5 protein-coding genes are annotated in these 6,387 nt (G+C 37.9%); 2 read left to right on the top strand and 3 right to left on the bottom strand.

Annotated elements, in window-relative coordinates:
* Positions 1–135 precede the first annotated feature (135 nt).
* Both B3511_RS16285 and B3511_RS16280 read left to right on the top strand, forming a co-directional pair.
* Positions 136–1,992 (top strand): Eco57I restriction-modification methylase domain-containing protein, encoded by a 1,857-nt coding sequence (locus tag B3511_RS16285; protein ID WP_286783806.1) that lies wholly within the window; start codon positions 136–138, stop codon positions 1,990–1,992.
* A 2-nt stretch (positions 1,993–1,994) separates the two neighbouring features.
* Entirely contained in the window at positions 1,995–3,062 is a 1,068-nt protein-coding gene (locus B3511_RS16280) for a DNA adenine methylase (RefSeq protein WP_286783805.1), read from the top strand.
* Positions 3,063–3,107: 45 nt separating this feature from the next.
* On the opposite strand, the gene B3511_RS16275 is transcribed toward B3511_RS16280, so the two are convergent.
* The 3 genes from B3511_RS16275 to B3511_RS16265 all read right to left on the bottom strand — a co-directional run bounded on the left by B3511_RS16275 (position 3,108) and on the right by B3511_RS16265 (position 6,286).
* Positions 3,108–4,208, bottom strand: a complete 1,101-nt coding sequence (locus tag B3511_RS16275; RefSeq protein ID WP_286783804.1) for an HNH endonuclease — start codon at positions 4,206–4,208, stop codon at positions 3,108–3,110.
* Positions 4,209–4,694: 486 nt separating this feature from the next.
* Positions 4,695–5,273: a class I SAM-dependent methyltransferase gene (locus B3511_RS16270; RefSeq protein WP_286783803.1), complete on the bottom strand. Its 579-nt coding sequence runs from the start codon at positions 5,271–5,273 to the stop codon at positions 4,695–4,697.
* Positions 5,273–6,286, bottom strand: coding sequence for an HNH endonuclease (locus B3511_RS16265; RefSeq protein WP_286783802.1), 1,014 nt, complete (start codon positions 6,284–6,286; stop codon positions 5,273–5,275). The genes B3511_RS16270 and B3511_RS16265 overlap by 1 nt, the downstream gene beginning before the upstream one ends.
* Positions 6,287–6,387: the final 101 nt, after the last annotated feature.

Here is a 6,387-nt window from a genome sequence, read left to right as displayed (position 1 = left end):
TATTGGTTAGCTCTTGCTTTTTCACTATCGGGTGATTGAGTGGAATTTTGGTTAATATTATGAGAAAATGCGATTCACTGTCATTAATGACAAAAATATAAAATGCTTATATTTCATATACATAGGTGAGTTTTGATGGGTGGTGATGTGAAAAAAATACAAGTGTCTGTGACTCTACCCCATAAATTAGTCGTAGAACTGGATAAGACTAGTGGAGGCCAGAGCCGTTCAGAGTTAATCCGTGACCTGCTGGAGAAGTCAATCAAAGATGAAGATAAAAAGAAGAAAAATGGTGTGGTCTACACACCTCAGTATTTAGCAGATTATGTTGCTGAGAAAATCATAAGTTATTCCCATATGCACAAGGACAGAAAAAATAGAGACAATATGCAAGTCCTCGATCCAGCATGTGGAGATGGAATATTATTAGAAGCGCTTGAAGGTAAACTAAAAGCGATCAATATATCGAGTGTGCATCTCACTGGAGTTGACATTGATAAAAATGCGTTAATTAAAGCCAAAAAAAGGTTTGGGTGTAATTTTTTTGGCGTTAATGCAAATGCTTTATGTCCATATAATAAAGATAGAGAAACTGGATGGGGCTTATTGAAAAATAATGGGAATAACAATCATGGATATGATTTTATTATAGCTAACCCACCTTGGGGGGCCGATACGTCAAGTTATAAAAACTTGGTTAATAATAATAGCTATCAATTATTAAGTGGTCAATATGATACCTCGGATCTTTTTATAGAACTATCGCTATCATTATTGAATGATTCAGGCATTGCTGGTTTCATTATTCCGGATTCATTATTTTCTCATGACAGAGCTTTGTTGAGAAAATTTTTACTAAAAAATGCGGAAATTTTATTTATTGGCAGATTCGGTGAGAGGATTTTCAAAGATGTCAACCGTGCATGTGCTATTCTAATATTTAGAAAAAAGATATCTTCTTCAATGGATGATTACGGAATTGACTGCTTCCGTCTTCCTGTTGAGGAACGGAATAATATAATAAACGGAACAGATAAACTCAGTCTTGTTGAATTAAAGTATAGACATAAAGTTCTATATTCTCGTTTTAATAATGATCCAAAGCATCTCTTTAATTTAGATGTTGACTCTACATTACAAAATACATATGAATGTATTTCATCTCACGACTTAAAATTTGGTGATTTTCTTTGTAACCACCGAGGTGTTGAATTATCAAAAAAAGGAAAGATCGTTCAATGTCAATTTTGTAATTCTTGGAGCCCGGCATCAAAAAATGAATTCATCAAATGTAAAAATTGCGGCGAAAAATTACTAACAAATAAATCCAATGATAAAGTTATTATCCATAAGATTTATAACGAAAATTTCAATCCTTTGATTGTTGGTGAAGATATCAATCGTTATAAAATAGATTATAACTTGTGGATTGATACTTCGAATGTTGGTATAAATTATAAAAACCCAGAAATATATGAAGGGGAGAAAATTGTAGTTCGAAAAACTGGTATAGGTGTATCTGCTTCGATTGATTACACATCTAGTTATACAAACCAAGTGGTGTATATTTTTAAACTGAGACCAGATTACTTAGATAAAATTCCTTTGGAATTTATTTTAGCAATTCTGAATTCAAGGGCTATATTCTTTTTTGTCTCAATGTCAAATGGTGAAATAGAATGGAAGAGCCACCCTTACTTGACTCAGCAACAGATAATTAATATACCTATCCCTAATCTTTTGAAGTTGCCTAATAAAGATCTTAAAATTATTAATGAATTATCTACAAGGTTAAGATTCTTTCTAGAGAAAAGTGAAGCAGTACCATGTGATTTAGATGCGGAGTTAGAGCATATGGTTGCTAAAATTTATGGTTTGGATAAAACACATTATGATGCTATTTTTAAAGTTTTGGATAAGGCACAAGAATTAATAGCTGTTAAGGCATTGAAAAATATAAAAATTTCTGACATTTTTTTATCTAAGGCATAATTATGGGTTACCGTTACATTGGTTCAAAAGTAAAAGTTGTTGATAATGTTATTGGAAAAATTACCGAAATATGTCCGTCAAAAGGCAGGGTTGCCGATCTTATGTCGGGGACGGGGGTTATTTCTACAGAACTGAGAAAACGCGATTACAAAGTTACGGCGAATGATCTTATGACTTATTCTTATCATCATTCTATAGTTAATCTTAAATTCTCTAGTTCACCCAAGTTCGAAAAATTATTAAATTTTATTTCGAATATTTATGATTTAGATATTGAACTTTCACCATACGAAAATGTCATTAACTTTTTAAATAATATCAAGCCAAAGCGAGGATATTTTTGGAATGAATTTTCATATGAAGGGAATCCACAAAATACCGAGAGACCAAGAAACTACTTTAGCCCAGAAAATGCTCAAAAGTTGGATGGTATTAGAGAGGTTATAAATAACTTATCTTGTGATCATATTATAAATGATCTGGAAAAAAGCTTGTTGTTGCATGATTTAATTATGGCTGCCAATGATATTGCTAATATTGCTGGAACATACGGTCATTACATGTCAAAACTCAATGGCAGAGCTTTGACTGAATTAAAACTTAAATGCACTGAGTTATTTCTGAAATCTGATGTTGAAAATCACATTGTAATGCAGGGATATGCTGAAGAGAATGCAAATAAAATTCAATGCGATCTCTGCTACATCGATCCACCTTATATGAAAAGGCAATATGCAGCTAATTACCATATCTTAGAAACTTTGGCCCGTGGTGATGAGCCTGAAGCTATAGGCGTAAGTGGTTTGAGACCATGGCGAGATCAATATTCAAATTTTTGCACTAAAACTAAGATTAGAGAATCTTTTAAAACCATTATTGAAAATATGGAATGTAATAACTTTTTAATTAGCTATAGTGAGGATGGGCTGTTGTCTATTGAGGATTTTGAGTTATTACTTTCTAATTTTGGTGATGTTAATATAGAGACATTCTCTCATAAAAGGTTTAGAAGTAATAATAGCTCTTTAAAAAACGAGTTAGTAGAATATCTAATACACCTTCAATGTTAATAAATGCCATACAGATATAATATATATCTGTATGGATATATACATTTAAATTGCAGCTAAGTGTCGAGGGTGCCAGGTAATTTTGTAGGGCTTATCACTTATGTAAATTTCTAAATATCCGTAACCATTACTATCGACTTTAATATTTTTCAGGTCTATTGGTTTCACATCGGCATAATGGAACATTTTATGAATTAGGGGATTAACGACGATTAGATTTTTTATTTCATCAGAACCACCTTCTCCAAGGGGTATTAAATGATGAACTTCAGTATAATCCACACCATTTTTTTTCTGGAAAGCAAATTGTTTGCCAGTTATCTGACAAGTATTGTCATACAGACTTTTAAGGTCAGCTACAATAGACTTATTTCTAATCCTGACTTTGGTTAAATATTCTTTGGTAAAGCTGTTTCTTGTACTGCCATCGTTAGAGAATAACGTTTCAATGAATTCTGCTTCCTCATTTGCAGGGTTAAAAACATTCGAAATATATGTCTCATTCCCATAAGTCTGAAGCGGATAGTCTATGTCATCTGGATTTATGTAAACATTCTCGTTGTCGTGAAAATTTATAATTCCACTGTAACCTTCAATGTTGCTTGGGTAAGTAAACATCTTTGCAATAGCTTCTGAAACAATACCTTTTATAGGGAGACCAGTAGTTCCATCATTCAAATACCAGCCCGCCCAAACTTTTCCAGAATCAGTAGCAGCAAGATAAACCATCAATCCATCAGGACATTGTTCTGTATTTGTATTATCAATAGGATAAGGGAATCCTGCTTCAGGATGCCAGGCTCTAACCCTATTTGAACGAGAAGATAGGAGTTTCTGGCTAGTAATACATACCGACTGAGCCCTTCTTTGATATATTTTTATGTTCTGACTTGGTGGGCTACTGCTGTTGTCAACTTTTAAACTATAAATTGGAAAAGTCCAGCTTGGTCCTTGCTTTTCTTTTTGAACATCAACCCCATAAACCCCTGAGAAAAAATTGTGCCATTGGGTTGGTGTAACTGAGACCGTTGGAAAATCTATATAAGCCTGCCCACCACCTCTCAACTCCATGCCCGGCGGTTTATTGATGTTGAAAAAATCAGCATTTGTTAAGTTTCTGTAAACTATTGATTTTACTCTTTCCATTATAACAACCTTCTGTGATGACAGAAATTTCAACTATTGTACAAAAAATGAATCACAAGTACAGCCCTGTATAGATGAATGGATAAAAATTATTTAGTCTTTTATATGGTTAAATTTTTATTTGAATGCACATAAATCTTTTAATAGTGATGGTTAGATGCTTTTTTTTATTTAAGCTGATTTATCGAGCTTGACTGAAAGTAATTATCTGCTATCACCTAATCAATCAAAGGAGGTTTATAGAGTTCCATATTTTAATGAAAAATAAAGATATCTATTCAATAGATGATTTTACGTTTTGTAAGACCTATTCCTACCCAAAATTAATATTGCTAGGACTTAATGAAAAGAGTTTCTATGAAGCTCAACAAGATATGATTTTATCAAATTGTATTAAAGCTAAATATGAAAATGGATATTTGCTCATGATTAATAAGTTTAATATTTACTATTTCTGGATTGAAGACTAATTAATTATGTTTTCTTTTATCTCTTTAATAAAGTCCCATTCAACCAAACCTCATCTCTGCCCGGGCGGACGTCACGGGTCGTCCATAACGCCTGAATCTCAGTATCAGGCACAGCCTCCACCAACCTCCTTAACCCCTCCTCATCCATATCCGTAAACCGCCTTCCATCCACCTCCCGCTCCCCGTCCCCATACTTAAACGACACATACCACACCCCCCCAGGCTTAAGCGCATCCGCAAGTCTCCGCATCACCCCCGGCAACTCCACAGCCGGAACATGCAGCAGAGAAGCACAGCACCAAATCCCGTCAAACTCCGCTTTCCAGGCCACATCCGCAAACGTCATCAATTGAACCGGTAATCCGGTATGCGCACGCGCCATCTCAACCAGGGCAGATGAGGCATCAAAGGCTTCTACCTGGTAGCCCATTTCCATAAACGCTTTGGCATCACGCCCTGAACCACACCCGGCATCCAGCACCCGCGCACCGGGCGCAAGAGAGCGGGTAAAGGTTTCGTAGAGTGAAGACATATCAACATTCACCGTGCCGTCGAAAAATGTCTGGGCGTTGTTCTGGTAGTAATTAAGCGTCATTAGAATGTGGCCTCGCCTTCGGCGTTGGGTTCCCAGATATGGAAGAGCATTACTTTGGCAGCATTCCAGTTCTTTTCAAGAAAGTCTTTTCGGGCGGCGGGATGACGCCCTGTTTGTTGGACGATCGTCTCATGCAGGGGAAGTTTGCTCTGAATAAAATACTCGTTGCGCCGGTTTAATCTTTCCAGAAGTTTAATCCCCGGCAGATGCGCGAACTTGCCCGCGGCACCACGGTTACAGCATTTACAGGCGAGCACCAGGTTCCAGACGCCATTGATATTGGCGACCCCCTCACGGGCGGCCCAGGGGATAAAGTGGTCAACGTCTGCCAGTTCGGCATCACCGGGTATCAGGCTGATTGGCCTGTAACAGTAAAAACAGCGGCCTTTCTGGTAACCATTCAGGCTGTCGCGGCAGCTGGTGATATCAACGCGTCGCGCATTCACTTTGGCAAACAGCATCTGATTACTTTCATCGAATTCGACACCAACCAGATTACGTGACACGCCCATCGCCCAGGCCTGCTCCACCAGATTCCAGCGCGCCGTCGTTTCAAAGGCCAGGTTTTGATATTGCTGGCGTTCACCCAGCAAGTAGAAATTATCCGTTAGCCGTATGCCTTTATGCGTTTTGCGCTCATCGATGAAAAAGCGTTTGTCGATCTCGGCGGCATTCACATTGTGGAAGGCGTCCAGTACCACGCCGAACCCACGGCGAACGGTGCTGTCAATCAACTGGCTCTGTGAGACCTCACCCTGATTAAAGCCAGCACAGGTATCCAGATACTGGCTTTTGCTGGATGTAATTTGCTTCGGGGCGTGCTTCAGGTGCTCGCAAAGATGGCGGCTGAAGGGGACAGCGAGTTCATCCAGGGTGATCAGGTCGCTGCCTGTTTTATCCACTTCATAGAGCGCATGCGCAAGCGCAAACTTGTAGGATGCGACATTTCTTCCAAAGAGAATCACCCCGCGCCAGTAGTTCTCCAGCGTAGGATCGGCCTGGTAAAATTCCATCGATAAGGGTCCTGTTACGTGGGTAAGGTTGTGGGCAACCGAATCCTGTAACGGGATCACATAACAAATTGTGGGTGATGTAAACCGTGAACCAATGGATT

Origin of the sequence: Leclercia sp. UBA1284, assembly GCF_002308415.1 — a bacterium.
In the GTDB taxonomy this organism is placed as follows: domain Bacteria; phylum Pseudomonadota; class Gammaproteobacteria; order Enterobacterales; family Enterobacteriaceae; genus Enterobacter; species Enterobacter pneumoniae.
The sequence above is the reverse complement of the archived record's forward strand: the minus strand, read 5'-3'. Positions and strand labels throughout refer to the sequence as shown.

What these genes read in the sequence shown, in the direction of transcription:
- B3511_RS16285 (WP_286783806.1), top strand. Translation starts at nt 136, where the DNA reads ATGGGTGGTGATGTGAAAAAAATACAAGTGTCTGTGACTCTACCCCAT.
- B3511_RS16280 (WP_286783805.1), top strand. Translation starts at nt 1,995, where the DNA reads ATGGGTTACCGTTACATTGGTTCAAAAGTAAAAGTTGTTGATAATGTT.
- B3511_RS16275 (WP_286783804.1), bottom strand. Translation starts at nt 4,208, where the DNA reads ATGGAAAGAGTAAAATCAATAGTTTACAGAAACTTAACAAATGCTGAT.
- B3511_RS16270 (WP_286783803.1), bottom strand. Translation starts at nt 5,273, where the DNA reads ATGACGCTTAATTACTACCAGAACAACGCCCAGACATTTTTCGACGGC.
- B3511_RS16265 (WP_286783802.1), bottom strand. Translation starts at nt 6,286, where the DNA reads ATGGAATTTTACCAGGCCGATCCTACGCTGGAGAACTACTGGCGCGGG.